Source organism: Microcystis sp. LE19-41.2A (genome assembly GCF_027530405.1).
In the GTDB taxonomy this organism is placed as follows: Bacteria; Cyanobacteriota; Cyanobacteriia; order Cyanobacteriales; family Microcystaceae; genus Microcystis; species Microcystis aeruginosa.
In genome coordinates, this window is sequence record NZ_JAPZQJ010000597.1 from 1 (window position 1) to 22,528 (window position 22,528).

The 22,528-nt window shown below is 42.5% G+C and carries 27 protein-coding genes; 7 read left to right on the plus strand and 20 right to left on the minus strand.

From position 1 onward, the window contains the following. Positions 1-192: 192 nt before the first annotated feature. The 3 genes from O9290_RS24815 (at position 193) to O9290_RS24825 (ending at position 1,380) form a co-directional block, all read left to right on the plus strand. Positions 193-408 carry a hypothetical protein gene (locus O9290_RS24815; RefSeq protein WP_043999250.1) on the plus strand — a complete coding sequence of 72 codons (216 nt, stop codon included), beginning with the start codon at positions 193-195 and terminating at the stop codon, positions 406-408. A gap of 3 nt (positions 409-411) precedes the next feature. Next, positions 412-759: a type II toxin-antitoxin system PemK/MazF family toxin gene (locus O9290_RS24820; protein ID WP_002761227.1), complete on the plus strand. Its 348-nt coding sequence runs from the start codon at positions 412-414 to the stop codon at positions 757-759. Positions 760-957: 198 nt separating this feature from the next. Beyond that, positions 958-1,380 (plus strand): SufE family protein, encoded by a 423-nt coding sequence (locus O9290_RS24825; RefSeq protein ID WP_046663438.1) that lies wholly within the window; start codon positions 958-960, stop codon positions 1,378-1,380. A gap of 4 nt (positions 1,381-1,384) precedes the next feature. Here O9290_RS24825 and O9290_RS24830 read toward each other — a convergent pair whose 3' ends face one another. After that, positions 1,385-1,936, minus strand: a complete 552-nt coding sequence (locus tag O9290_RS24830; RefSeq protein WP_002737956.1) for a ferric uptake regulation protein — start codon at positions 1,934-1,936, stop codon at positions 1,385-1,387. Positions 1,937-2,041: 105 nt separating this feature from the next. Between O9290_RS24830 and O9290_RS24835 the strand changes: the two genes are divergently transcribed. Beyond that, positions 2,042-3,307, plus strand: coding sequence for a DnaJ domain-containing protein (locus O9290_RS24835; RefSeq protein ID WP_002761231.1), 1,266 nt, complete (start codon positions 2,042-2,044; stop codon positions 3,305-3,307). Here O9290_RS24835 and O9290_RS24840 read toward each other — a convergent pair. Further along, entirely contained in the window at positions 3,260-3,874 is a 615-nt protein-coding gene (locus O9290_RS24840) for a molybdenum cofactor guanylyltransferase (protein WP_288024686.1), read from the minus strand. The two genes, O9290_RS24835 and O9290_RS24840, sit on opposite strands and share 48 nt — an antisense overlap. Positions 3,875-3,907: 33 nt before the next feature. Here O9290_RS24840 and O9290_RS24845 point away from each other — a divergent pair, with 33 nt between their 5' ends. Beyond that, the gene (locus O9290_RS24845) at positions 3,908-4,072 is read left to right on the plus strand and encodes a hypothetical protein (protein WP_288087640.1); all 165 of its coding nucleotides are present in this window, start codon (positions 3,908-3,910) and stop codon (positions 4,070-4,072) included. Here the strand turns inward: O9290_RS24845 and O9290_RS24850 are convergent. From O9290_RS24850 to O9290_RS24870, 5 genes are all read right to left on the minus strand, one after another. Continuing rightward, entirely contained in the window at positions 4,069-4,434 is a 366-nt protein-coding gene (locus tag O9290_RS24850; RefSeq protein ID WP_002735843.1) for a hypothetical protein, read from the minus strand. The two genes, O9290_RS24845 and O9290_RS24850, sit on opposite strands and share 4 nt — an antisense overlap. Further along, positions 4,435-4,794 (minus strand): YtxH domain-containing protein, encoded by a 360-nt coding sequence (locus O9290_RS24855; RefSeq protein WP_002761233.1) that lies wholly within the window; start codon positions 4,792-4,794, stop codon positions 4,435-4,437. 380 nt (positions 4,795-5,174) lie between these two features. After that, a complete protein-coding gene (locus O9290_RS24860; RefSeq protein WP_288024691.1) occupies positions 5,175-5,297 on the minus strand; it encodes a hypothetical protein in 123 nt (40 codons plus the stop codon). Between the two features lie 129 nt (positions 5,298-5,426). Beyond that, on the minus strand, positions 5,427-6,443 hold the full coding sequence (gene glsA, locus O9290_RS24865) for a glutaminase A (RefSeq protein ID WP_052277536.1): 1,017 nt from the start codon (positions 6,441-6,443) through the stop codon (positions 5,427-5,429). 98 nt (positions 6,444-6,541) lie between these two features. Next, the gene (locus tag O9290_RS24870) at positions 6,542-7,645 is read right to left on the minus strand and encodes a glycosyltransferase family 4 protein (protein ID WP_052277535.1); all 1,104 of its coding nucleotides are present in this window, start codon (positions 7,643-7,645) and stop codon (positions 6,542-6,544) included. A gap of 568 nt (positions 7,646-8,213) precedes the next feature. Between O9290_RS24870 and O9290_RS24875 the strand changes: the two genes are divergently transcribed. Further along, on the plus strand, positions 8,214-9,821 hold the full coding sequence (locus O9290_RS24875) for an MFS transporter (protein WP_288059878.1): 1,608 nt from the start codon (positions 8,214-8,216) through the stop codon (positions 9,819-9,821). A 285-nt stretch (positions 9,822-10,106) separates the two neighbouring features. Here the strand turns inward: O9290_RS24875 and O9290_RS24880 are convergent, their stop codons facing one another. From O9290_RS24880 to O9290_RS24890, 3 genes are all read right to left on the minus strand, one after another. Next, the gene (locus O9290_RS24880) at positions 10,107-11,951 is read right to left on the minus strand and encodes an AAA family ATPase (RefSeq protein ID WP_288059879.1); all 1,845 of its coding nucleotides are present in this window, start codon (positions 11,949-11,951) and stop codon (positions 10,107-10,109) included. 214 nt (positions 11,952-12,165) lie between these two features. Next, positions 12,166-14,067, minus strand: a complete 1,902-nt coding sequence (locus tag O9290_RS24885; protein WP_002758518.1) for an ArsA family ATPase — start codon at positions 14,065-14,067, stop codon at positions 12,166-12,168. A gap of 12 nt (positions 14,068-14,079) precedes the next feature. Beyond that, the gene (locus O9290_RS24890; RefSeq protein ID WP_002758519.1) at positions 14,080-14,763 is read right to left on the minus strand and encodes a GvpL/GvpF family gas vesicle protein; all 684 of its coding nucleotides are present in this window, start codon (positions 14,761-14,763) and stop codon (positions 14,080-14,082) included. Between the two features lie 92 nt (positions 14,764-14,855). On the opposite strand from O9290_RS24890, the gene O9290_RS24895 reads away from it, so the two are divergent. Then, positions 14,856-15,188: a gas vesicle protein gene (locus tag O9290_RS24895; protein WP_002758520.1), complete on the plus strand. Its 333-nt coding sequence runs from the start codon at positions 14,856-14,858 to the stop codon at positions 15,186-15,188. A 123-nt stretch (positions 15,189-15,311) separates the two neighbouring features. Here the strand turns inward: O9290_RS24895 and O9290_RS24900 are convergent, their stop codons facing one another. The 10 genes from O9290_RS24900 to gvpA (O9290_RS24945) form a co-directional block, all read right to left on the minus strand. After that, a complete protein-coding gene (locus O9290_RS24900) occupies positions 15,312-15,572 on the minus strand; it encodes a gas vesicle protein GvpG (RefSeq protein WP_002736124.1) in 261 nt (86 codons plus the stop codon). A gap of 14 nt (positions 15,573-15,586) precedes the next feature. Continuing rightward, positions 15,587-16,321, minus strand: coding sequence for a gas vesicle protein GvpF (gene gvpF / locus O9290_RS24905; RefSeq protein WP_002758522.1), 735 nt, complete (start codon positions 16,319-16,321; stop codon positions 15,587-15,589). A gap of 15 nt (positions 16,322-16,336) precedes the next feature. Further along, positions 16,337-16,810 (minus strand): gas vesicle protein K, encoded by a 474-nt coding sequence (locus O9290_RS24910; RefSeq protein WP_002758523.1) that lies wholly within the window; start codon positions 16,808-16,810, stop codon positions 16,337-16,339. Positions 16,811-17,185: 375 nt separating this feature from the next. After that, positions 17,186-17,494 (minus strand): hypothetical protein, encoded by a 309-nt coding sequence (locus O9290_RS24915; protein WP_002773813.1) that lies wholly within the window; start codon positions 17,492-17,494, stop codon positions 17,186-17,188. Beyond that, positions 17,451-17,861, minus strand: a complete 411-nt coding sequence (locus O9290_RS24920) for a gas vesicle protein (RefSeq protein ID WP_288023303.1) — start codon at positions 17,859-17,861, stop codon at positions 17,451-17,453. The genes O9290_RS24915 and O9290_RS24920 overlap by 44 nt, the downstream gene beginning before the upstream one ends. A gap of 29 nt (positions 17,862-17,890) precedes the next feature. After that, positions 17,891-18,931 (minus strand): gas vesicle protein GvpN, encoded by a 1,041-nt coding sequence (gene gvpN, locus O9290_RS24925; RefSeq protein ID WP_002758527.1) that lies wholly within the window; start codon positions 18,929-18,931, stop codon positions 17,891-17,893. A 610-nt stretch (positions 18,932-19,541) separates the two neighbouring features. Then, positions 19,542-20,180, minus strand: a complete 639-nt coding sequence (gene gvpC / locus O9290_RS24930; RefSeq protein ID WP_002758529.1) for a gas vesicle protein GvpC — start codon at positions 20,178-20,180, stop codon at positions 19,542-19,544. A 267-nt stretch (positions 20,181-20,447) separates the two neighbouring features. Beyond that, positions 20,448-20,663: a gas vesicle structural protein GvpA gene (gene gvpA, locus O9290_RS24935; RefSeq protein ID WP_002735503.1), complete on the minus strand. Its 216-nt coding sequence runs from the start codon at positions 20,661-20,663 to the stop codon at positions 20,448-20,450. Positions 20,664-21,045: 382 nt separating this feature from the next. Next, complete coding sequence (gene gvpA / locus O9290_RS24940; RefSeq protein ID WP_002735503.1) at positions 21,046-21,261, minus strand: gas vesicle structural protein GvpA; 216 nt, start codon at positions 21,259-21,261, stop codon at positions 21,046-21,048. A gap of 371 nt (positions 21,262-21,632) precedes the next feature. Then, positions 21,633-21,875, minus strand: coding sequence for a gas vesicle structural protein GvpA (gvpA, locus tag O9290_RS24945; RefSeq protein WP_425311603.1), 243 nt, complete (start codon positions 21,873-21,875; stop codon positions 21,633-21,635). Between the last annotated feature and the right edge of the window lie 653 nt (positions 21,876-22,528).

The window sequence follows — 22,528 nt, forward strand, 5'->3', positions numbered from 1 at the left end:
ACCCTTATATAGAAAGGCATTTAGCGATTTTTGTCAATTGTTTTTTATCTAGAGCGAACTAATCAATTAAGTCTCTTGCCAGATAAGGATTTAGTCGATTTATGCCCCCCTATCGAACCATAACAAGTAACGAAGAGCCTACTTTATTTGGTATCATCAAGTAAGAGAAGCTTGATTTATGTTGGTACAGAAATGATGAATCAAAAAATTACTGCTATTTTCAATGGAGAAGCTTTTTATCCTACTGAAACCTTTAATCTTAAGCCGAATACTAAAGTAAAATTGACAATAGAAACTCAATTAATTGATGAAGAGCAATTGCAAATAATGGCAGATGATGTGGATATTTTAGGAGAAATAGCTACCATTAATCAGGAGTTTATGTTCTCTGAAATGGACGGTTTGTAGAAAATGACTATCGCAAGAGGTGAAATTTATTTCGTTAATCTTAACCCGATTCAAGGAAAAGAGCAAGCAGGAACTAGACCAGTTTTAGTATTATCTATTGATGTGATCAATCAGTTACCCTTAGTGGTGATGGTAGTGGTGGGGACGAAAGGAGAAAATATTCGCCAAGATTATCCGACTAATGTTCGCGTTTCGACTGATGAAAGTGGGCTTCCTTTAGAAATAGTCTTTCTTGGGTTTCAAATTCGTTCAATTGATAAAAATCGCTTCCCCTCGGCACCAGTTGGGAAACTATCCGAAGAAAAAATGCAAGAAATTGAAACGGCAGTCCGATATTGCCTAGGATTGTAAGGAGATTTTATATTTTTGGTACGGCGTTTATCCATAGCTCCTGCAAGGGGGGTATTTCATTGATGCCAATTCTAGCAGATAGCCTCGAGGCGCTCTGACCAAGGTAGTCCTGGCAGCGATAACCACAGCGCGCAACTTCCGCAAGAATGCTAATATAAAAAAGCTATTGGCTAATTTTTTCCTATTTTAACTCGCAATATGCTCCCGTCTAATCTCGATCGCATCGTCGAACGCCTCAAACGTCGTACCGATCCTAAGCAAAAATACGAACAATTACTAGCTTTTGCTAAAAAACTAGAACCAATACCAGAATCTGCCAAAATACCCGCTAATAAAGTTCATGGCTGTGTATCCCAAGTTTATATCACTGCCGACCTCGAAAATGGCCAGGTTTGGTACAAAGGGGATTCCGACGCGCAATTAGTCAAGGGTTTAGTTGCTTTGTTAATCGAGGGTTTAAATGGACTGACTCCCACAGAAATCCTGCAAGTCACCCCGGATTTTATCGAAGAAACCGGTTTAAAAGTCAGTCTTACCCCTTCCCGCGCCAACGGATTTTATAATATTTTCCAATTAATGCAGAAAAAAGCTCTCGGTTTTCAGTTGGGAATGTCCGCTTAGATGTCTAGTTTTCTGGTTCCGGTTCCTTTGATTCGGGAATCTCGCAGTTTTGGAAACGAGTATCCACCAGCGAACGCGTGCAGCCCCAATTACTCGGTATTCCCGACGGCCAACCCATCCGCAAAGCTTCCGGACAGATGGCCATCACCGTTAACTGACAGTCAATTAACTGAAAACCCTCTTTCTCACACTGTTTGAGACTGTGTTTGAGAATGGAATCATTGTTAAATTCGATGGTTTTATTGCACTGAATACAGACCAAATGATGATGGTGGTGGGGATAGGGTTGATTGAGTTCGTAGTGTTTATGACCCTCGGCCAATTCCAACTCCCGCAAAATTCCCATCCGCGACATCAGTTTAACACTGCGGTAAATTGTCGATAAACTAATTCCTTCCCCCCTTTTGTCCAGCAATTCCTGCAATTCTTCGGCGCTGAGATGATTGCCTTTCGGTAAATTCTGGAAAACGTGCAGAATTTTCTCTCGCTGGGGAGTTAAGCGCCACCCCCGCGCGTTGAGTTCCGCTTTCAGGGAGGAAGCAGTGTAGGCAGACATAAGCGATCAACTCTCAATAAAAGCTATTTAATTGACAATGATAGTCGTTTCGGCGAGCCATTGGCAACAATTTTCAGTAGTTGAAAATTCCCCCCGCATTCGAGTATGAAAAATTACTATGAAATCCTGCAAATTCCCCGTAATGCCAGTAATAATCAGATAAAAGCCGCTTTTCGTCGTCTGGCCCGGCAATATCACCCCGATTATAATCCCAATGATCCAGAGGCAGTGACAAAATTTCGGGAAATTGAACAAGCTTATCGGGTTTTGAGCGATAAAAGTCAAAGAAAAGAGTATGATCGCAGTTTATCCCCAGAAATACCCACTTTTAACCCCAGTGCCGAGGATTTTTATCAACAGGGATGGCACTACGCTCAAGAGAAAAATTATCAACTAGCGATCGCATTTTACCAGCAAGCGATCACAATTAATCCGCAATTTTGGCAGGCCTATCTGCAACGGGCGGAAGTTTACTACCATAATCAGCAGGATCGGCAAGTTTTAAGCGATTGTCGGCAAGTTTTGCAGTTAAAACCCGATTGTTCCCAAGCTTACTATTACCTCGGTTTATCGCGTCAACGACTCGGTTACACCCAATCCTCCCTAGAAGCTTATAGAAAAGCAATCGCCATTGACCCAGATAACCCCCAATTCTATTATCAAAGAGGATTGGCTCTAGAGGAACTCTCGGAACTGCCGGCAGCACGAAAAGATTTCCAAATAGCGGCCAAGAAATTCAAGCAACAGGGAAATTTTCGCCGCTATCATGCCATTGCAAATAAATTAAGAGACCCTCATAAAAGTTATCGACAACGGCAATCGATCAAGTGGTCAAAAACTCTTTTTATTGTTTTTAATTTGCTGAAAATCTCTTGCTCATCTTTGCTCAAACCCAAGACCGGTCTAGCAGAGGCTTTTTTAAAGCTTAACCGTAATCAGGCTTTGGCTACGGGTGTATTGGCAGCAATCATCAGCAGTTTTTTCATCGCTTTTACTTGGCAAAACTGGACAGTTAAATCTGATTTTTTGCTGTTATTAGGCTGGGCAGTATTTCCTTTTATTATTCTGACTTTATCTAGTTGGTTAGGCAGAAAATTAAGTAATAAATATGGTAGTCTCACCGGCGATATATTTTTAGGTGGCTTGATAATTTTGCCCTTTTCCCTCGTCATTTTGCTCACTTCCTATTTATCCATAAATGGCGATATTGTCGGCGCAATTATCGGTGTAACCGGCGGTTATCTAACCGGAATGCTCTACTATGGTTATCGCCATTTATCCAACATTCCTTGGCCGATCTCTTTACTTTTACTCCCTTTTGTGCTAGGGTTTCTTACTGTCAACATCTGGGGAGTTTATTATTATCTCTAAATCTTCCGGGGTATTACAGTTAAATAAAATCTCGGAATTATCGATGATTAATTCCTCCACCACGGAGACATTTAACCATTTTTGAAAAGAAGTTCCCCCTTGCTGAATATAAGTCTGCAAAGATTCTAAACAACGACGATGATAGAAACCACAGAGAGGCTCCCAACGAGAGCCGCGGCGGGGAACCAAAGCGATGGCATTTTCTGGTACAGTGGCTAATAATCTTGACCATTCTTGCATAATTGGAGGCGTTAGTAAAGGTAAATCGCAAGCGAGCAATAAAACCCAATCGGTTGATACAAAAGTTAATGCCAAGGCAAAGGCCAATAAAGGCCCCCTAGTGGGAAGCGGTTCCTTAATTATCCGGCAGTATTGGGGAATGATCAGTTCATAACGTTCTGGCCAAGGCGTAATCACAGACACTTGCACCGCACAATCTTGGGCAATTAAACAAGTATTCTCTAGAAAAGAGAGACCCTGAAAAGATAACAATGCTTTATCTCGTCCCATACGGGAACTTTGACCACCAGCCAGAATTAACGCCGTTAAAGCCGGAAAATCACCCATAATAACTTATATTCTCCTCTGCCTAAGTAGGGTTTGCGGCAAAAAGTTTGTTGGTGGAGTCAGGAGTCAGTTATCAGTTATCAGTTATCAGTTATCAGTTCACTGAGAAAACTCCCCACACCCCACACCCCACACCCTACACCCCACACCCTACACCCCACACCCCACACCCCACACCCCCCTTCCCCATCTGCTTAACTGCGTTTCCAAGTATTCCAAGCGACTTTAAAACCGATCAAGAGGCGACGGCTGCCACGATCGAGCTTGCTAAGACCAGCTTTAGCACTACCGAGACTGCGATCGACTCCCTGAACAACTTGGCGGGTACTTTTGACCCCTTCATCGATATTGTCGGTTAATTCGCTGATTTCTGCCCCTGTCAGGCGAATTGCTTCTAGAGTCGGGGGAAATTCCCGATGGAGGGTATCGAACAATTTTTCGGCACTCCGGGCTGCCCGGGCTAACTCTTGCAGAGCAGGTAAAGCGGCGATGAAAACCGCCGTTAAACTAACGGCGACTAGCAGTAAAGAACATCCTAGCCAGAAAATAGGTTCGGTCATTTAGTAGTGATTCGAGTGTTGATTATCGCCCTGGGGGGATTCTTGCGAGTCAGGGGAGGGATTGTCCGTGGCTAGACTTTGACTAGCTTCGATTCCGGCTGTCACCGCCTCTTTTAATCTCATTAAAGTATCATCCCAATTACGCCGGGCCGATTCCGATAGGCGATCGGCCTGTAATTGCATCGTCGTGGTCAGATCTTCGGCTAATTCAGGCAAAGCCCGGGCGGATTTTTGCAGAATTCGACGGGTTTCTTTTCCAGATCTCGGCGCTACTAATAAACCCGCCACTGCCCCGATCGCACTGCCCACTAAAACCCCGACGACGAATAAGCCACCGTTACCGTTATTTTTATCTGCCATAGGATTGCCCTTGTACTTAATTCCCAATTTTACGAGCAATTACACTTCTCTTGTGCAGTTTCTTCGGCAAAAATTTTGACCTGTTGCTCTTGGTAAGCAGCAACAGACCTAGAAGGGATAAATTGAGAAAAAATAGCGATCGGGGAAAACCTGATTTTACGGCTGACTTTGAGCCAATAAGGGAGTGAAAAAGAAGAACCTCTGGGAGTCTTGCCGTGTTTCGACCCCAAAGGTTCTTCTTATACTGAACTTATACTCCTCACACGATATTTATATTACACACAATCCGCTGCTTTTGTCAAGAGGTTTACGAAATTTTTTCCACAGACCTCTGGCCAAATTAATTTTCTATGGCCGGTAGGCGCTCTTGCTGGGGACAGTTAAGTAGGGTTTGCGGCAAAAAGTTTTTCCTGGGGGCAGGTGGGGTGTGGGGTTTTATCGATTTTCAGGACAAAAGTAAAGTTAACTGTGGGGTAAGAAGAACGTAGGTTGGGTTGAAGCATGAAACCCAACGCCCGATTATGTTACGCTACCGCTAACCCATCCTACAAATAATTGTACCTCCCTACTTATCAGACTAAATCCTGTTTAAAAGCTATGGCAGAGTGGGGAGAGGGAAGTAGGGGGTGGTATCAACTATTGCCTTCAAGCCATGTTTTTAAATCTCGTTCTGGTTTGGCCACATTGAATAAATGTAAACCAAAATCCTCTGAAATATCTTGACAAATTTTCACTCCTCTGATGCTGTTGCCTTTTTCATCTAAAAGGGGCGAAAAAGTGCCAATTCCCAACTGATGGGGGACTACTGCCGTAATTCCGCCCCCGACACCGCTTTTTGCTGGTAATCCTACTCGATAGGCCCATTCTCCCGAAGCGTCGTACATTCCACAGGTAAGCATAACACTGATCACATCTTGAACGTAGTGTTCATCGATCGCCCGTATTCCTGTGATTGGGTTGACACCCCCATTAGCCAAGGTAGCGGCCATCAGGGCTAAATCGTGAGCATGGACGAGGATGGCGCATTGTTGACAGTAAAGGTCGAGGGTTTCTTCAATTTTATCGCTAACCATGCCAAAATTTAGCATCAGATAGGCCATGGCCCGATTACGATTGCCGGTGGATTTTTCCGAGAGAAAAACGGGGACATTAATCTCGTGATCCCTACCCGTATAGCGTTTAAACATTTCCAAAATACGTTTTAGCCTTTCCGTGGCATTCTGTCCGGTGATTAAATCCGTGGTAGCGATCGCACCAGCATTAACCATAGGATTATAGGGACGATTGGTTTTTTCATCGAGAATAATCGAGTTAAAAGCTTCCCCCGTGGGTTCAACACCGACTTTACTGTTAACGTATTCCCTTCCGTGATCTTCTAGAGCTAATCCAAAGACAAAAGCTTTAGAAATCGATTGTACTGTAAAGGTTTGCCGACAGTCTCCCACCTCAAAAATCTGACCGTCAGTGGTAATTACCGAAATACCAAACCATTGTGGAGCTGCTAGGGCTAATTCCGGAATATAATCGGCGATCTTACCCGTCTGTAAATCAGAGTATTTGTCGTGAAGATAGTTAAGATAGTTGCGAAAAGGATAGACCAACTTTTGACCAGAATTGACCGGACTAATAAAATCTTTTGGGGAAGCCATAGAGGAGTATAGCAGTTATCTTAATAATGAGTGACAAAGTTGTGGTTTTGGCTAGTCAGTGGCCGGTATTGAGGAGACGATGCCCAATGAAGTTATAATTAGATTAACTGCCGTAATTTTGCCTGTAAAGTCTTTTTGCCGAATTTAGTTACAGTTTGTTGACGCAACCATTGCGGGTGACAACGTTGATCCTGACCTGGCAAAATTTCTAAACAAGCTTGAGCCACCTTTTCGGCATCTCGATAGGGAACGCGCCACCCCACCAAACCATCCTGCAGCGGTTCTGCTGAACCGTCCTCATCTCCAGAAATCACGGGAATACCACAGGCCATGGCCTCTAGGTAAACAATCCCGAATCCTTCCCGGGAGGGCATAACGTAAGCATCGGCTAAACGATAATGGTCGGCTAATTCCTCCGTCGGGACAAAACCCGCGAAAATTACCTGTTTATCCACTCCTAACTGCTTGGTTAAAGCTTCTAACCTGGGGCGATCGTCCCCACGTCCAATGACTAGATATTTTACTTCGGGATAAGTCTCTAGAATTGTCGGCAGGGCCCGAATGGTAACATCTACCCCTTTATGGATATCCCCCGACCACAACCGGGCCACTGTTAATAAAACTTTGGCATTTTCCATATCATATTTTTTGATTAATGTCAAGGACTTTTCACCTAAATTAAACTTTTCCTCATCCACCACACAGGGGAGAATTGCTACTTTTTTGGGATCGATAGCGTTAGCCTTACACATAAGATCGCGAGTGTAACGGCTAATTGTCCAGATCGATGCGGCCGCTTGCAGGGCTTGTTTTTGGGAATTTGGTAAAGGTTCCCAGACTTCATTGCCGTAGGTGAGGACGGTGTAGGGTATGCCTAAAGCTTGACAGTAAAGACGGGTGAGAGGAGCTAAATTTATATGACCACAAAAAACCCGTTGGGGACGTTTCCGGAGGAGAGAAACTAGAAACTTAAGGGCTAATTGAATGCGTCCGAGAGTTGCTGAGTTATTTTTCAGGTAATGAAAGGTAATACCTTGATTTTTGAAAGGATTAGGACAATCAGGGGCATCCCGCAGTAAAAAAACCTCGGCCGCCTCGCAATCGGGCAAAGTGAGATAAGCTTGCAGGACATCCTTGATATAGGATTGAATACCGCCTTCTTGGGAAAAAATCTCTAAAAATAGGAAGATATGAGGCATCATAGAACGTCAGCGTCAAAAAGTTTTAGGTTTGGCGAAAAAATTTTCCCCGATCTCTTATCTGTACTATCACACTTTCTTGATCTATTTCGATCGTCTCCCCAGTAATAGCTCCTAACCGCTAACAGTCCGAAAAAGAACAATCTGGGCGATCTTCTCGCTTGTAAGTAGGGAGGCACAATTATTTGTAGGATGGGTTAGCGGTAGCGTAACCCATGCGGGAGTTGGGTTTCATGCTTCAACCCAACCTACGTTCATCTTATATTTAATTCCACCCACCTACTTAACTGCCAGAATAAGGGGAATTCCGATGCTGATAGCTAAAATAACTGATATTAGTCAGTTTAGCTGATGATGCTGCCAGGGCGATAGATAAAAAGTGAAGGACGGGGAAATAGTCAGAATTTTCCTGGATGCCAAAGATCAAGCTATTTCTTTGTCCCTTGTGTCATCGGGGAATCTTCCCTTTTAACGCTAGATATTTTCAGGAATTACTAGAGACAAAAAAAATTAAAGTTCCTCAACTGCTCCCAGAACGGTTAAGCTTATTTTAATCTCTGTAATTGCTTTTATGGCTCATTTGACTTCTGAAAGACTCAATTTAACCACAAAAATCGCCTATGGTGCGGGGGATTTGGGACCGGCTATCACTGCCAATATCTCGGTATTTTACCTGCTATTTTTCCTCACTGATGTGGCAGGATTATCGGCAGGATTAGCTGGTAGTGTGCTGATGGTGGTGAGAATTTTCGACGCTATTAACGATCCGATCATTGGCATGTGGAGCGATCGAACTCGTACTATCTGGGGTCGTCGCTTACCATGGATGTTATTGGGGTCGATTCCCTTCGGAATTAGCTATTTTTTCCTGTGGTTAATCCCGACTAATAACCAATTATGGCTATTTTTATATTATATTTTTATTGGTATTATCTTTAATTTAACCTATACAGTAGTCAATCTTCCCTACCAGGCACTCACCCCTGAATTAACTTATGATTATAATGAGAGAACCCGCTTAAATAGTTTTCGTTTTGCCTTTTCCATCGGGGGCAGCATTCTCTCATTAATTCTCTATATTATCGTCTCATCGTCCTATGCCAACGATCTCCATCAAGCTTTTTTATTGTTAGGTGTAGTTTGTGCTTTAATGTCGATTATAGCAGTTATTTGCTGCGCTTTAGCTTTACAAGAACGAGGAGCAAAAGCGATTCTCAATTCTCCCCAGAAAAAAGTTTTGGCAATTGCTTTTATAGTTATCGGTGCGCTTTCCTCGGTCTATGGACTAGGAAAAATTGGGGTAAATCCCAGAGACTTTATCGCTATTTCCACAATTTTATTAGGAATAGAAGGGATAGTTTCGGGGTTAACCCTTTACTATGGCAAAACTGAAAATCATCTCAAGGATAGCGCGGCAATTAAACAGAGAGAAGCGGATAATAATACCGAAACTATTCCCCTGAAAGAACAATTAAAAATAGTTTTTGGTAATCGTCCCTTTTTATACGTTATTGGCATCTATCTTTGTGCTTGGTTAGGAGTACAATTAACCGCCTCGATTTTGGTTTACTACGTCGTCAGCTACATGAGACTATCGGAAGCAGAATCGGGTTTAGTCGCTTTGGCAGTACAGGGAACAGCTTTAGTGATGTTATTTTTCTGGCAAGCAGTTAGTCAGAAATTAGACAAAAAGATAGTCTATTTTTTAGGGATGACATTCTGGATTATTGCCCAAATTGGTTTATTTTTGCTCCAACCAGGAGAAATAACTTTAATGTATGCTTTGGCAGTTTTGGCAGGATTTGGCGTATCTGTGGCCTATTTAATTCCTTGGTCAATGGTTCCCGATGTGATTGAATTAGACGAATTAGAAACAGGAAAACGTCGAGAAGGTATTTTTTATGCTTTCATGGTACTTTTGCAAAAAATTGGTTTAGCTTTGGGGTTATTTCTTGTCGGTATTGCTCTAGAAACATCGGGTTTTAAACCGAGAATCCCAGGAGAAGCAATTCCCCTGGAGCCAGATAGTGCTTTAATAGCAATTCGCCTAGCAATTGCTCCTTTACCGGCATTTTTTCTGATCATTAGCTTAATTCTTGCCTATTTTTATCCAATTACTCGCCAAGTTCACGCCGAAATTTTAGACCAATTAGCAACAAGAAGACAAGAGGAAAAGTAAACATCAGTTTTTTGAGAAACACTGTCAGTTAAACCCCGTAATAATTTTTCTTCTTCAGGTTCCAATCGTTTTGTAAATTATCAAGACAAAGTTATACTAAATCCGTTGAGTATAGGCTACATATCAGGACAGGCACTCATGCAAAAGGGGAAATAAATAATCAGTTTTTAATAACCGGATTTAGTATTAGACCCATGATTGCAGACATTTTTGAAAATTTTCCTTTTTAGGATGGTTTTCCTGAATTGAGATTCTCCCCCCTACTAAAGCAAGGGGGAAAAAAAATCAATTGGCACGCTGTTCAACCAACAGTTGGTAAGCATGATTAAAATCAGCCGTTGTAATGCGAATCTCAGCCGGGTCAGTCATTCCCTGATGGCGATAACGACGAATTGCCATCAGTGCCGCTTGGTTACATAATAACGCTAAATCTGCGCCATTCCAGCCTTCGGTTGCCTCGGCCCAATAGCCTAAATCCACATCCTGTAAAGGACGTTCATCATTATGAACCCCGAGAATTGCTAAACGACTAGAGGCATTCGGTAAATCAACTTTTAACTGTAAATCCAACCGTCCCGCTCGCAATAAGGCTGGATCTAACGCATCTGGGCGATTAGTGGCTCCAATCACTAAAATCGTTGCCCCCGTTTGCAACCCATCCAACTCCGTGAGGATTTGTCCCACAACCCGGTCACTCACTCCTGAATCCCCACTATAACGACCTCTTGCTGGTGCTAAAGTATCAATTTCATCAATAAAAACCACACAAGGTGCTGCCTGACGAGCTTTGGCAAACAACTCACGCACCGCTTGTTCACTCGCACCCACCCATTTACTCAAAAGCTCAGGTCCATTAATACTAATAAAATTAGCTCGCGCCTGAGATGCAACCGCTTTGGCCAATAAGGTTTTTCCCGTTCCGGGGGGACCCCAAAGTAAAATACCTTTGGGAGCTTGGGCTTTGGTTTGCGTATATAATTGAGGATGGAGTAATGCCCCTTCCACGGACTCCTGTAGGGTTTGTTTAATCTGTTCAAGTCCGCCAATATTGTCCCAGTCCACATGGGGAGATTCCACTTCCACAGACCGCAATACCGCCGGTTTAACTTCTTTAAGGGCTTGCAAAAAGTCGGCTTGGACCACCGTCATTGTTTCTGGAATTTGCGAGTCAATCGTAGGAACCTGGCGTCGCAAAGCACTATAGGCCGCTTTCTGGCAAACGGCTTTTAAATCTGACCCGACAAATCCCACCGCATTATCGGCAATCAGAGCTAAGGAAACTGATTCATCTAAGGGCATGGAACGGGTGAGAATTTGCAGGATTTCTAAACGGCCCTTGCGGTCAGGCACCCGAAAGAGGACTTCTCGGTCAAACCGTCCAGGGCGACGGAGGGCAGGGTCAAGATGGTCGGGACGGTTTGTCGCCGCTAGAACAATCACCCCTCGGCTTTGGGCAAAGCCATCCATTAAACCCAGCAATTGGGCTACCAGTCTTTTTTCTACTTCCCCTTCAACTTTACTGCGGTCGGGTGCCATGCTATCAATTTCGTCAATAAAAACGATACAAGGCGCATTCTTACTGGCTTTCTCAAAAATTCCCCGCAGTTTTTGCTCGGCTTCCCCATAATATTTGCTGATCACCTCTGGTCCGACTAAGGCAATATAGTTAACACCGAGTTCTTCGGCCAAAGCACGGGCGGTCAGGGTTTTACCGGTTCCAGGGGGCCCGACTAAGAGAACGCCGCGAGTGGGTTCAAGTCCTAACTTGGCCAACAAGTCAGGGCGTTTCAGAGGAATGGCAATTAGTTCTTTGAGTTCTTTAATCACTTCCGTCAATCCACCAACATCTTTAAGGGAAGCCGTGGTCGGTCCTTCGGGCGGTGTCACAGTGTCTTCAACCCCTGAATCAGTGGGAGATGACCGATTGCGATTAACCTCAAAATCATCCCCAGCAGAATTGTTCGGACGAGAAACTCCCCCTGAACGGGGAATACCGCCAGAACGGGGGATGTTACTCAAGGGACGAGAGTTAAACTGCACTTCGGTTTTAATTTCCCCTTTTTCCAGTTTTTCCTCTAAGGTTTTAGCCAGTTCGACTAATTGCTCAAAGCCTTTGAATAGTTCTACCATAAAATTTCTCCTGAGTCAAGTGAAAGATGGGGACTGCAGCAATTCTCATTTTAAGGTTTCATGACATTAAAACCCTGGCACCTAGAGGGGTTAATAATTCTTAACGAGTCTCTAGATCGCTGAAACAACGCAAAATCGTTTCAAAATGAGAATTGCCGTGGGGACTGGGTGATAGATGGGGTTGAGAAGTCCGACTTGAGCAGACTAATTACCTTTAAAATAACAGATCTGCCGCGCCTTTTACCCGGGCTAGAGGTTCTACTGACCGGGGTAAACTGGGTAAGCGGATCAAAGTTTGCTCTGGGAATAAATCCCAATCAATTTCCTCATTAGCATGATAACGATTCTGCACGACATAACGTTGATAGACTCCCATTTTTTTCAAAGATGCTGTCAATCGCAGTTGTTCGGCAACTATAGCATCTTGGGCTTGCAAAACTCCAATAAATTCTGTATGTTGGGGGTCTTTTAGTTTTTTCTGGGCAGACATCACTTGTTGTCTTAAGGTTCGCAATCGTCCCATTAAATCTACACGCCCTAAGACATTTTGATACTTCATCCAAAGCTTAAAAATCCAACTTAACCAATCTCCTAAAGCCGTTGGCATTTCCAAAAATCGCAGGAGATGACCGGTAGGAGCCGTATCTAAAATAATCAAATCTTGTTGTTTCTGGTCTAATAAATCCATCACTGTTACTAGGGATAACATTTCATCAATTCCTGGCAGAGATTGAGCTACAATTTGTCGCCAAGCTTCCGGAGTATAAGCTAGTTTGATGTTTCCTTCTTCCTTACCTTCACCACTAATCATTTCTGCCAGTTCCCATAAATAATCATCTCGAAATTTTTCTAAAATGATATTAGCATCAACTTCTTGACCACTTAAATTAGCAGTTAATTGTGTGGATTGATGTCCTAACTTTGTCCCAAAGGCATCTCCCAAAGAATGCGCTGGATCAATAGAAATAATTCTAATTTTTTGATCGGGATGACGATTAGCTAACGCCCAACCAATGGCCGCAGCAACGGTGGTTTTTCCCACTCCCCCCTTGCCACCAATGATAATGAGTTGGCGTTTGTCGTCAATAAAATCACTAAAACTCGGCAGAATTTTTTGCGGCCATTGAATAGGAGGCGGGGGAGTAAATTCTACTTTTTCGATGATTTTAATTTGACTCATGATCTGATCTAATGCTTCACCTCCTAGGGGTTCTTTTGATTGTTGGGGCAGGGTGAAAATTGTCTCTTGACCTGGAATTTTTAGGAATTTATCCAGGAGTTGCTGTTGCTCACTATAGCGATCTAAATTTTGATTAGGATCCGTTAGAATGCGATTAATAAATAAGCTGCCGCAGGGAATATTTAAGTGATGCAAACTATTGAGTAATCGTTCGGTTTCTAATAAACTCATCGGTTCGGCAATTGCCACAATTAAACAAAGGGTAAAATCCCGATCTTGTAGGATTCGTTTGCCTTCGGTTAATTCTGCTTGTGTTTTGACTAAAAAGTCATCCACATCATCGGCATTGTAGGTTTTTGAAAAAGTTTGCGAAATAACACGATGTTTTTCTTGAAACAACTCTAAAGAATTTAAAATAATCTCTAAAAAGTCTTTAATTCCCAATAAATTCAAGGTATGACCAGAGGGAGCCATATCAACAACAATTCGATCTACAACATTGTCAATAAGTAATCGTTGAATTTCTAATAGACCCATAATTTCATCTAAACCTGGCCAGTCTAAATCCCAAACAGGAGTTAAATCTTCTCCTTCAACAAAACTGCCCCGTTCTACTAAAAGTTCTAAAAATTTTCCGTATTTTTCTTTAAATTCTAAGAGCAATTTTTCCGCATCTAATGCCCTAACTTTTAAGTTGGGTAAGTCTTTTACAGGTGATGCTTGATCGCTAACTTCTGTTTGCAATACATCCCCTAAAGAATGAGCAGGATCGGTTGAGATTAACAGGATTTGTTCCTCGGGAAATAATTTAGCCCAACGGCGAGCAAATCCACAGGAAAGGGTGGTTTTTCCCACTCCTCCTTTGCCACTAAACATAACTAAATGTCGAGTGTCATAACGACTTAGAGAGTTATTTACCAAGTTAAAGTTAGTCATAGAGAAATCAAGTTAAGTAAAGTGATAGGGGGGAGAAACTTGTCCTAATTGTAATTCCCAACGGGGGCAGGCTTTCTGCCAATGCAAGACTTGCTCGATTAGTAAAGGTTCTTCTTGAAGATTAACTAAAAGATAAATTCGTGATTCTGTCCCCGGAGCAGTAATAATCCTCGTTGATGGATAGCTTTGGGTGATTAAATTCACGAGATTTTGCCATTCTGAACCTTGCAAAGTATAAAAATCTTGTTGGGCTTCATAAAGCTGTTTTTTGGCTAAAAAATATTGTCTGCCCTTGCTTTCAGAAGAGAGTACAGGCTCCTCTGGCTTACGGGGAATACATTTTAAAAGATATTCTCCTTTTCCCTCAAGTTCTTCAATTTTTTCTTGATATTCTTGGCCATGAGAACAAAGATGAGTCAGTAAATTTTCTGTCTCTAAAAAAGATGTGCCAAAACGTAAGGGTAAAATAGTGGTTTGTTGAAATAATTCACAGATGACTCGATCATGACATAAAACCGATTGAATCAAGCGTTCATCATCATTTTGTAAAGTGTCTAAACCAACTTCGGGTTCGACTACGGCCGATAGCTCTCCACCAGTTATCAGTAACAATGGGTTAGCCATTCCAACGGGTAATTTTAGGCTTTCTATGGGGGTTTTCAAAAAAGCGTAAGTATATAGATTGTACAATTTCATAGGGTTGACCGAAAGAAAATTGACGATTTTTTACAAGTTTTTATATTGGGGCGTTGATATGCTAGAATATTCTAAGTTATTCAGGGATTGTTATGACAACCACTCGTCCACCCAGACCAATTAGATCTAAAATTAGCACCATGCCTCGGAAACAATCTGAAGCAGATCACCAACTTGAGCTTTATAAGTTAATTACTGAAAAACAACGTATCCAAGAAAAATTAGAAATGATGGAGCGGCAGATTCAGCAATTAAAAAATCGTCTCACGTTTGTGACAGAGCAAATTGAGACTACAGAACAAAGTATTCAAAATTTGCGTACAGCCAACCCTCCTAGTGTAGCTAAAAAACCTGATTCCCCCAAAACTGTTGCTCACTCCTCTAATAATTCCAGTAATTTCCAAACTTTTTACCTAGAATATTAAGGCTTAACCAAGGGCTAGTTCTGACCAAGCTTCAACGAGTTCTTGAGCTTGTCAAATCCGCCCTTACTAAGCTTACAATTTGTGATTTTGTTCATGATCTATGTGGTGGGAAAGATTGCAAGTTTAGAGAGAAGATTCAGATTCGTTTTCTGCCTCTTCTTCTTCTAAGGCTTGAATTTTTAATAAAAGTTCTTCTTCCTGAATTTCAAACTCCTCCTCAGAAATGTTGCCCATATCGTAAGATAGTTGTAAGGATAATAACAATTTGTGCAAATTTTCCGCCTCATCATATTCTATATCTGCACGCTCTTGAATTTTCTCCCCAATCCAGATCAGACCCCCAATAGGACCGGTAACAGGAAGAAATAAAAGATCGAGAAACATAACTAATACTCTCCTTAGACAAGTTGGGCAAAGGTATAGGGTGCGGTTAAATTGTTATAGCGAATTCTTAGGCGATCACCAAACTGCTGATCGATCGCTTCAACGTTTTGGCTAAATTCCGGCTCTTGCTCCCAGGGAATTAAATAAGCTGCATTGTAAATCATGTCATCCGTCATCGGATCGCTTTCAATCACCTCTTGGGCGCGATGATTTAATTGGTCTCTAAAGACTTGAATAATGTCTTGTTTCCGTTGCAATACAGTGGCTTCAATGAGTTGACCTATATGAATAATTTCTTCCATATTTAAGTTTTTCCCCATCATCGCATCCCGTTCTTGCTTTAACTTCGGATTAGACTCCAAAGCCGCTTGTAATTCCCACTGATTATCCCAAAAAATCTTAATGCTAACCTCTCGTTGGCCTGACAGTTTAGCAAATAATTCTTTCAGTTGGGTTTTATAGGGAGTAATTAGTTGTTCGGTGACGGATTCCCAGGTTTTGATAACTAAGCCAAACCGCAGGGGCAACAACGTTGTAAACCCTGCTTCCATGACAGTTTCTAATACTTTTTCATGGCAAATTAAATAGCGACGGGATGCCAAATACTTCTCTTTATGAGCAGCGGAGTAGAGAAAACTAAAACCCTCAATCATCTCACTGTGAACTGGCTCATTATCAATCCCTTGCAAAACGAGTCCGTCAGGAACTGGTTCGGGAAATATTCCATATAAATAAAGACCCACTGTCATCAGTATTCTCCCAAATTAAACCGGCTGAGAAGTTAAAACCAAACGAAGCTTTAGATGAATTAAATCTAGTTGAGCTAAACCCAGATCAACATTTCCTTCCACAACAACCCCTGTATTGAGGAGTCGATCCACTAATTCTAACACAGAAGGCTTAATACCCTCCTCTCCCGGGTAATAACTCCCTGCTTCCGGTAAAAGAGTTCCAAACTCTCCTAGGTGGACATTTAACTCTTCTGGCTCAACCTCAAAAATTTCACACAAATAGAGAATTTGTTCTTGCAATTTTTGGATACTTTCTGCGGCTCTATCTAAATCAGACTCACTGAGAACCCCTTTTTCCATCCGGCGAATGATTTGGGCTTCGAGCAATTGGCGTACCAGTTCCACGACAGTTAACAGTAAAGGGGCTAAACCAGCTTGGCTATTACTTTCTGGACGGGTCAGCAAGGCTTGATTATCAGAATCGTAAGGTGTGCAAGCAAGTGTCATGGTTGGAGTTGGTAAATGAGCAGTTTTTGACGGTGAGTCTCTAGTGGGAGGCTTGGCCAAGAAATTTTATCTGAGGGAAAAAATGATGTAATTAAACAATTTCAACCTTCCCCTGCCCTGTGAAGATTCCAGGGACGAATTTCTCCGACAGGAGGAATGTGCTTGATTATTTTAACTGGTATCATGGCCCTCGATTGCCCCCGATTAGGGTAGGGATTTTAAGGCTTAAAGTTTAGCTGCCGGGGTTTCTGTTAATAAGGCTTGGGATTGGCTATAGAGATAGGAGTCGCTTGCCCACCCATTAATTGCCATCTCCCTTGCTCTATCAACAGAGGCAATCGTTAACTGCTGTAAACTTCTTGACCGTTTGAGGATTCAATTGAGGAATTTCAATATATATGAGGAATGTGATTGATCGTTGGGACTGCCATCACGTCTCTCCACTACACTCCATTTGGTTAAGGATTTTAAGGTTTGAAGTCGGCGTGAAAGTTCCAGGTTTTCTGCGAATAAAGCTTGGCCTTGGCTAGGGAGGTAGGGATAACCTTGCAAGCTGTTAATCGCAGTTTCCCTGGCCTTATCCAGGGGGGCAATCGTCTCGTGTAAATTTCCTAACCTTTGAGGATTCAGGTGAGGAATTTCACGCATCTGAGGAATGTGCTTCATCGTTCGGACTGGTATCATGGCTCTCTATTGCACTCAATTGGCTTAAGGATTTTAGGGTTTCAAGCTCAGTTTCCAGGGTTTGGAGTCGGAGCGAAAGTTCCCGATTTTCTGCTAGTAAAGCTTGGGATTGGCTATGGAGGTAGGGGTCTCCTTCCCACCAGTTGATCCCCATTTCCCTGGCTTTATCAACAGAGGCAATTAACAAACGAATGCGGATATTTATAAGTTCAGTGGAGGCGATCGAAACGGAAATATCGCCGGCAATCACAATTCCTTTATCTAAAACTCGTTCGAGTATATCCGCTAAACTCGAACCTTGAGTTGCTGTTTTTAGGGAGTTGTTTGACTGGTTTTTGAGCGAGCCAGCAAAAGTGGAAGAAGTCACGGTTGGTTTCACTCAATAAGAGTATAAAATTAGTCTTTTCGCTGGGGCAAGTTGCCTCGCAGTAAAGATTGAATGGCTTTTAACGACTGATTTCCTGTCGAAGGCTCAGGAGTTGACGCTTGGGCATCGGAAGGCTCCTCTTCCTCTAGAAAGGATAAGGATTCTAACGGATTGTCCTCGAGGATTTCCCATAAAATCGCTCTTGACTTATCAACAGATAAATTTGTGCGTGACAAAAGAACATCGGCGCAGATATCACGGAAGTCCGAGTCAGCGGAGTTGGCCGCAATATCGTGAGAGGCGCAGACTTTAGCAATCATTAAACAGGAGCGCAAACCCGACGTTTTTTCAGTCGCAGTTTTCACACGAAAGGTTTTGACGAGGTTGACAATAAATAAAGCATCTTCTCGACCAATCCCCGTTTTTTGAGCAAGAATTTCTGTCTGAGTTAGTTGGTCTGGTTCAGGCATATTGATAGTTACCAACCGATCCATTAAAGCATCTTGGGTGGCATGAACCCCACAGTATTCTTCTGGGTTGGAGGTGAAAATTGCCCGAAACTGAGAATTGACTTGTAGGTAATCGGGTTGATGGCTAGTGGGCGGCAGGGTGAGAATTTTTTCTTCCAAGGCAGAGAGTAAAACGTTGTTGACCTCAGGTCGAGAACGATTGAACTCATCATAAACTAGGGTAAACCCCTCGCGACAGGCCATTGTTAAGCGAGAATCCACCCAATTGTGTTTTAGCTCGTCTTCAACTTTGAGAACGCTGTGGATATAGTTATCCATCAGTTTTTTATGGGTGTAGCCAGACTGACTACCAATTAAATCGGAACTGGTAAAGTCATCATCGCCAAAGATTAGCATCACAGGTCTGGCTAAACAATTGGCCAAGTGCATTGCCAAGGTGGTTTTTCCCGTTCCTGCTGGGCCACATAGATGAATGGAAAAACCAGAGTTTAGATAACGTAAGGCGCGGGTGGCAATTTGATCAATCGAAGGCGTAACAACAAATTGACCGGGGCGGAGGCTGAGGACGGCTCTTCTTGTTTGAGTTTCAGTAACTGTCATAGTTGAAATCTAGTAAATACCATTGATAATCCCCGCCTGAAGCGTACGGGTATTCTTGAGCTAACAACTGCTGGTTCAGGTTTCCCCTTAATAACCGAGTAGGCGAGGACGCTTGTGTTACCCGAATTTTACGGCAAGTTTAATCGTCTTTGGCTTTTAAGGCTTACCTCATAATAATATCACAAAAAATTAGGAACTGTCATCAATTAGATCTAGAACCTTGATTCTGAAGGTATTTCAGGATATTCATTAGTCAAGGGAATAAAATTCTTGTCTAGATTACTTTTCAAGACTTAAACAATGACAAGCCCAGATGCAGTCCTTTTCCCTTACCTCCTTTGTCAATAAAAGACTAATAATGACAACATTAGCTATAAACTAAGTGAAGTTTTATAATACTTCTTAATTTACCAGAGCCCTAGAGCAGCCTGAAGAGGAACCCACCAATCCTACGTTGAGTCTAGAAACTTGAAAAGGCAGGACTGGCTAGGTTTAAAACCAAAGGCTTATTGTTGTATTTTCAGATAGTCCTCTAGTTTAGCCAGGAAAAGGGACTAGAGGGTTTTTACTCTAGCCCTAGGCTTAAGTGGGTTGTAATTAACCTAGAGATTTATTTGCCAAAAACGTAGATAGACAACTCTTGACGAAATTGACGCAAATCGTCTTTTAGCTGTTTCGCTTCCGCTAAACGTCGTTCTTGAAATTGACTCAAATCATCCTTCACCTGTTTAGCTCGATCTAGATGAAGTTGGCGTAAGTCGTCCTCTAGCTGTTTCGCTGCCGCTAAACGCTGTTCTTGGAATTGACTTAAATCCTCTTTCAGCTGTTTAGCTCGATCTAGATGCTGTTGACGTAAGTCGTTTGCCAACTGTTTCGCTTCAGCTAAACGTTGTTCTTGGAATTGACTTAAATCGTCCTTTAGCTGTTTGGCTCGATCTAGACGCTGTTGCCGTAAGTCGTTGTCTAGCTGTTTCGCTGCCGCTAAACGTTGTTCTTGAAATTGACGTAAATCCTCTTTTTGCTTTTCCGCTTGAGCTAAACGCTGTTTTTGGGTAGCTGTTAAAAACAAGTGGCTTTCCTGTTGAACTTTTTGGAAAGACTGACGCAAGGCAGTTGCCTGTTCTTGCGCTTGTTTTTGTCTTTCAGTTTTAACATCCGACAAAAAAGCTTGGACTTCTTGCGAGAGTTTAGCTACCTCTCCAGCAATCGATAAACGCTCCTGGCGGAACTGTTCCATGAGAGCAGGCATGGGGTTGTCCTCAATTACTAAATACTATGGAATGGATTAGACCCAATCACCCGCTAGGAAAACCTTCACGGGGACTGGGGGGAGAGACAGTAGAGTCCGACTTTTCTTATCACCCCAAAGTTGAGATAGTGAACTACCCTATCAATTATAGACTATTGCGCCCCAAGAGAGGGGTAACTAAACTCAATAGGGATTAAAGAAAAGCCGAGAATCTAGAAAACCTGGTCGGGTTTTAACTGAGCAGATAGGAGAATCTGGGATCAATCCCTAAGCAGGAACCGCCGCCGATTGAGTCAGACCAACTGCTTCAGCATATTTGAGGTAGGTTTCAACCGAAGCGATGACTACACGAGCTTCAATTGCTAATAATTCGATTCCGACGAGAGATACGCGAGCCCAAGCATCAATAACGATACCTTTGTCAAGGATGCGATCAATAACTTCAGCTAAGCTAGAGGAAGAGTTGGTTTTTTCGACTGCCATGGTAATAGACCTTTTTGTTAGTTGTATAGAGAGTGTACAGTGCTGATCCAAAAGTTGAGATAGGGAGCTACCCCATCTCAAGGGGCGTGGCCTCACTACCTAAAGAATGGCTTTCCATTGCGCTATTGCGAAAAATAGAGAGGCTCACATTCTGGCGATAGGCGGTAAACCTAGCTACAAGGGTCAAAATCACGGTCACAAAAATAATTTGTCTGAGTCTAGCTTTGTTCTAGCTATCCGTTGCCGTGCCAACCCTATTAACATAGACTATTGCGCCCCAAGAGAGGGGTAACTGAACTCAATAGAAATTAAAGAAAACCCAAGAACCTGCAAAACCCGGTCGGGTTTTAACTGAGAAGATGGGAGAATCTGGGAGCAATCCTTAAGCAGGAACCGCCGCAGATTGGGTCAGACCAACTGCTTCAGCATATTTGAGGTAGGTTTCAACAGAAGCGATAACTACACGAGCTTCAATCGCTAATAATTCGATTCCGACGAGAGATACGCGAGCCCAAGCATCAATAACGATACCTTTGTCAAGGATACGATCGATAACTTCAGCCAAGCTAGAGGAAGAGTTAGTTTTTTCAACTGCCATGGTAGTAGACCTTTTTGTTTGTATAGAGAGTGTACAGCGCTGATCCAAAAGTTGAGATGGCGAACTACCCAAGACCAAGGGGCGCAGCTTCCTACCCAAATAATTGCTTTCTATTCCGAAAAATAGTGAGTCTCACACTCTGGTGATTGGGGGTAAACCTAGCTACAAGGGACAAAATCACGGTTACAAAAACAATTTGTCTGCGTCTAGCTTTGTCTTCGCTATCCGTTGCCGTGCCGACCCTATAAATTATAGACTATTGCGCCCCAAGACAGGGGTAACTAAACTCAACAGGGATTAAAGAAAAGCCGAGAATCTGGAAAAACCACTAGGGTTTTAACTCAGCCGATGGGAGAATCTGGGTTCAGTCCTTAAGCAGGAACCGCCGCAGATTGAGTCAGACCAACGGCTTCAGCATATTTGAGGTAGGTTTCAACCGAAGCGATAACTACACGAGCTTCAATCGCTAATAATTCGATTCCCACCAGAGAGACGCGAGCCCAGGCATCAATAACGATACCTTTGTCAAGGATACGATCAATAACTTCAGCCAAGCTAGAGGAAGAGTTAGTTTTTTCAACTGCCATGGTAATAGACCTTTTTGTTGTTTTCATAGAAGGTGTACAGTGCTGAAATCATGGAGGATCCAGAAATCCATTTTGTTTTTCTGCCTTCATCACTTCCGCAATTTTAAAGATAACACCTTGTTTTGTTGTTGTCAATACCTAATTTCGATTTTTTTTGTTAAGAAGTGTGTAGGGATTTCTCATTTTTTTTGTTAAGAAGTGTGTAGGGATTTCTCAGATAAGTCGGATACATTAGACCTATTGCATAATTTTTTTATGGTACGATGGACGGTTTTGCTTTTTTCTCGATTTTTAGATTGAATTATAGCGGTGTGCAGTCGTATGAGGTACAGTGTCACGAGCTATAAACCATGCTAGGCAAAGCTTGGTTTGTATCTCACTCAAGCGCTTACCGCTATAGATTGAAGTTGAAAAGAGAATAAAATGTGATCTTATAAATTTGGTACAATTTTTACTTGACAAAAATTTCTGGTTGTGGTTCTGTAGTATTGATGGAGGCTTAATGCTTTGCCTTGCTGTGCATTGTTGTCATGGATAAAATAAGCTAAACGGCGCTTAACCTGCATGATCCAACAGCTATAACCCTTTTGGAGTCTATATCGGTGATCCGAAGTAAAAGCCGTTCAGCTTACCAAGCAGCGCCAAAGTGATTCTCCATTTTTTTAGAGAAAGATAGACTC

Coding starts and splice junctions, on each gene's coding strand:
- O9290_RS24825 (WP_046663438.1), top strand. CDS start 958: ATGCTCCCGTCTAATCTCGATCGCATCGTCGAACGCCTCAAACGTCGT.
- O9290_RS24910 (WP_002758523.1), bottom strand. CDS start 16,810: ATGACACTTGCTTGCACACCTTACGATTCTGATAATCAAGCCTTGCTG.
- gvpN (WP_002758527.1), bottom strand. CDS start 18,931: ATGACAGTTACTGAAACTCAAACAAGAAGAGCCGTCCTCAGCCTCCGC.
- gvpA (WP_425311603.1), bottom strand. CDS start 21,875: ATGAAAACAACAAAAAGGTCTATTACCATGGCAGTTGAAAAAACTAAC.
- O9290_RS24855 (WP_002761233.1), bottom strand. CDS start 4,794: ATGGCAGATAAAAATAACGGTAACGGTGGCTTATTCGTCGTCGGGGTT.
- O9290_RS24860 (WP_288024691.1), bottom strand. CDS start 5,297: ATGCTTCAACCCAACCTACGTTCTTCTTACCCCACAGTTAACTTTACT.
- O9290_RS24885 (WP_002758518.1), bottom strand. CDS start 14,067: ATGACTAACTTTAACTTGGTAAATAACTCTCTAAGTCGTTATGACACT.
- glsA (WP_052277536.1), bottom strand. CDS start 6,443: ATGGCTTCCCCAAAAGATTTTATTAGTCCGGTCAATTCTGGTCAAAAG.
- O9290_RS24830 (WP_002737956.1), bottom strand. CDS start 1,936: ATGTCTGCCTACACTGCTTCCTCCCTGAAAGCGGAACTCAACGCGCGG.
- O9290_RS24880 (WP_288059879.1), bottom strand. CDS start 11,951: ATGGTAGAACTATTCAAAGGCTTTGAGCAATTAGTCGAACTGGCTAAA.
- O9290_RS24815 (WP_043999250.1), top strand. CDS start 193: ATGATGAATCAAAAAATTACTGCTATTTTCAATGGAGAAGCTTTTTAT.
- gvpC (WP_002758529.1), bottom strand. CDS start 20,180: ATGCCTGCTCTCATGGAACAGTTCCGCCAGGAGCGTTTATCGATTGCT.
- O9290_RS24850 (WP_002735843.1), bottom strand. CDS start 4,434: ATGACCGAACCTATTTTCTGGCTAGGATGTTCTTTACTGCTAGTCGCC.
- O9290_RS24835 (WP_002761231.1), top strand. CDS start 2,042: ATGAAAAATTACTATGAAATCCTGCAAATTCCCCGTAATGCCAGTAAT.
- gvpF (WP_002758522.1), bottom strand. CDS start 16,321: ATGACAGTGGGTCTTTATTTATATGGAATATTTCCCGAACCAGTTCCT.
- O9290_RS24900 (WP_002736124.1), bottom strand. CDS start 15,572: ATGTTTCTCGATCTTTTATTTCTTCCTGTTACCGGTCCTATTGGGGGT.
- O9290_RS24840 (WP_288024686.1), bottom strand. CDS start 3,874: ATGGGTGATTTTCCGGCTTTAACGGCGTTAATTCTGGCTGGTGGTCAA.
- O9290_RS24915 (WP_002773813.1), bottom strand. CDS start 17,494: ATGATACCAGTCCGAACGATGAAGCACATTCCTCAGATGCGTGAAATT.
- O9290_RS24890 (WP_002758519.1), bottom strand. CDS start 14,763: ATGAAATTGTACAATCTATATACTTACGCTTTTTTGAAAACCCCCATA.
- O9290_RS24820 (WP_002761227.1), top strand. CDS start 412: ATGACTATCGCAAGAGGTGAAATTTATTTCGTTAATCTTAACCCGATT.
- O9290_RS24870 (WP_052277535.1), bottom strand. CDS start 7,645: ATGATGCCTCATATCTTCCTATTTTTAGAGATTTTTTCCCAAGAAGGC.
- O9290_RS24895 (WP_002758520.1), top strand. CDS start 14,856: ATGACAACCACTCGTCCACCCAGACCAATTAGATCTAAAATTAGCACC.
- gvpA (WP_002735503.1), bottom strand. CDS start 21,261: ATGGCAGTTGAAAAAACTAACTCTTCCTCTAGCTTGGCTGAAGTTATC.
- gvpA (WP_002735503.1), bottom strand. CDS start 20,663: ATGGCAGTCGAAAAAACCAACTCTTCCTCTAGCTTAGCTGAAGTTATT.
- O9290_RS24875 (WP_288059878.1), top strand. CDS start 8,214: ATGGCTCATTTGACTTCTGAAAGACTCAATTTAACCACAAAAATCGCC.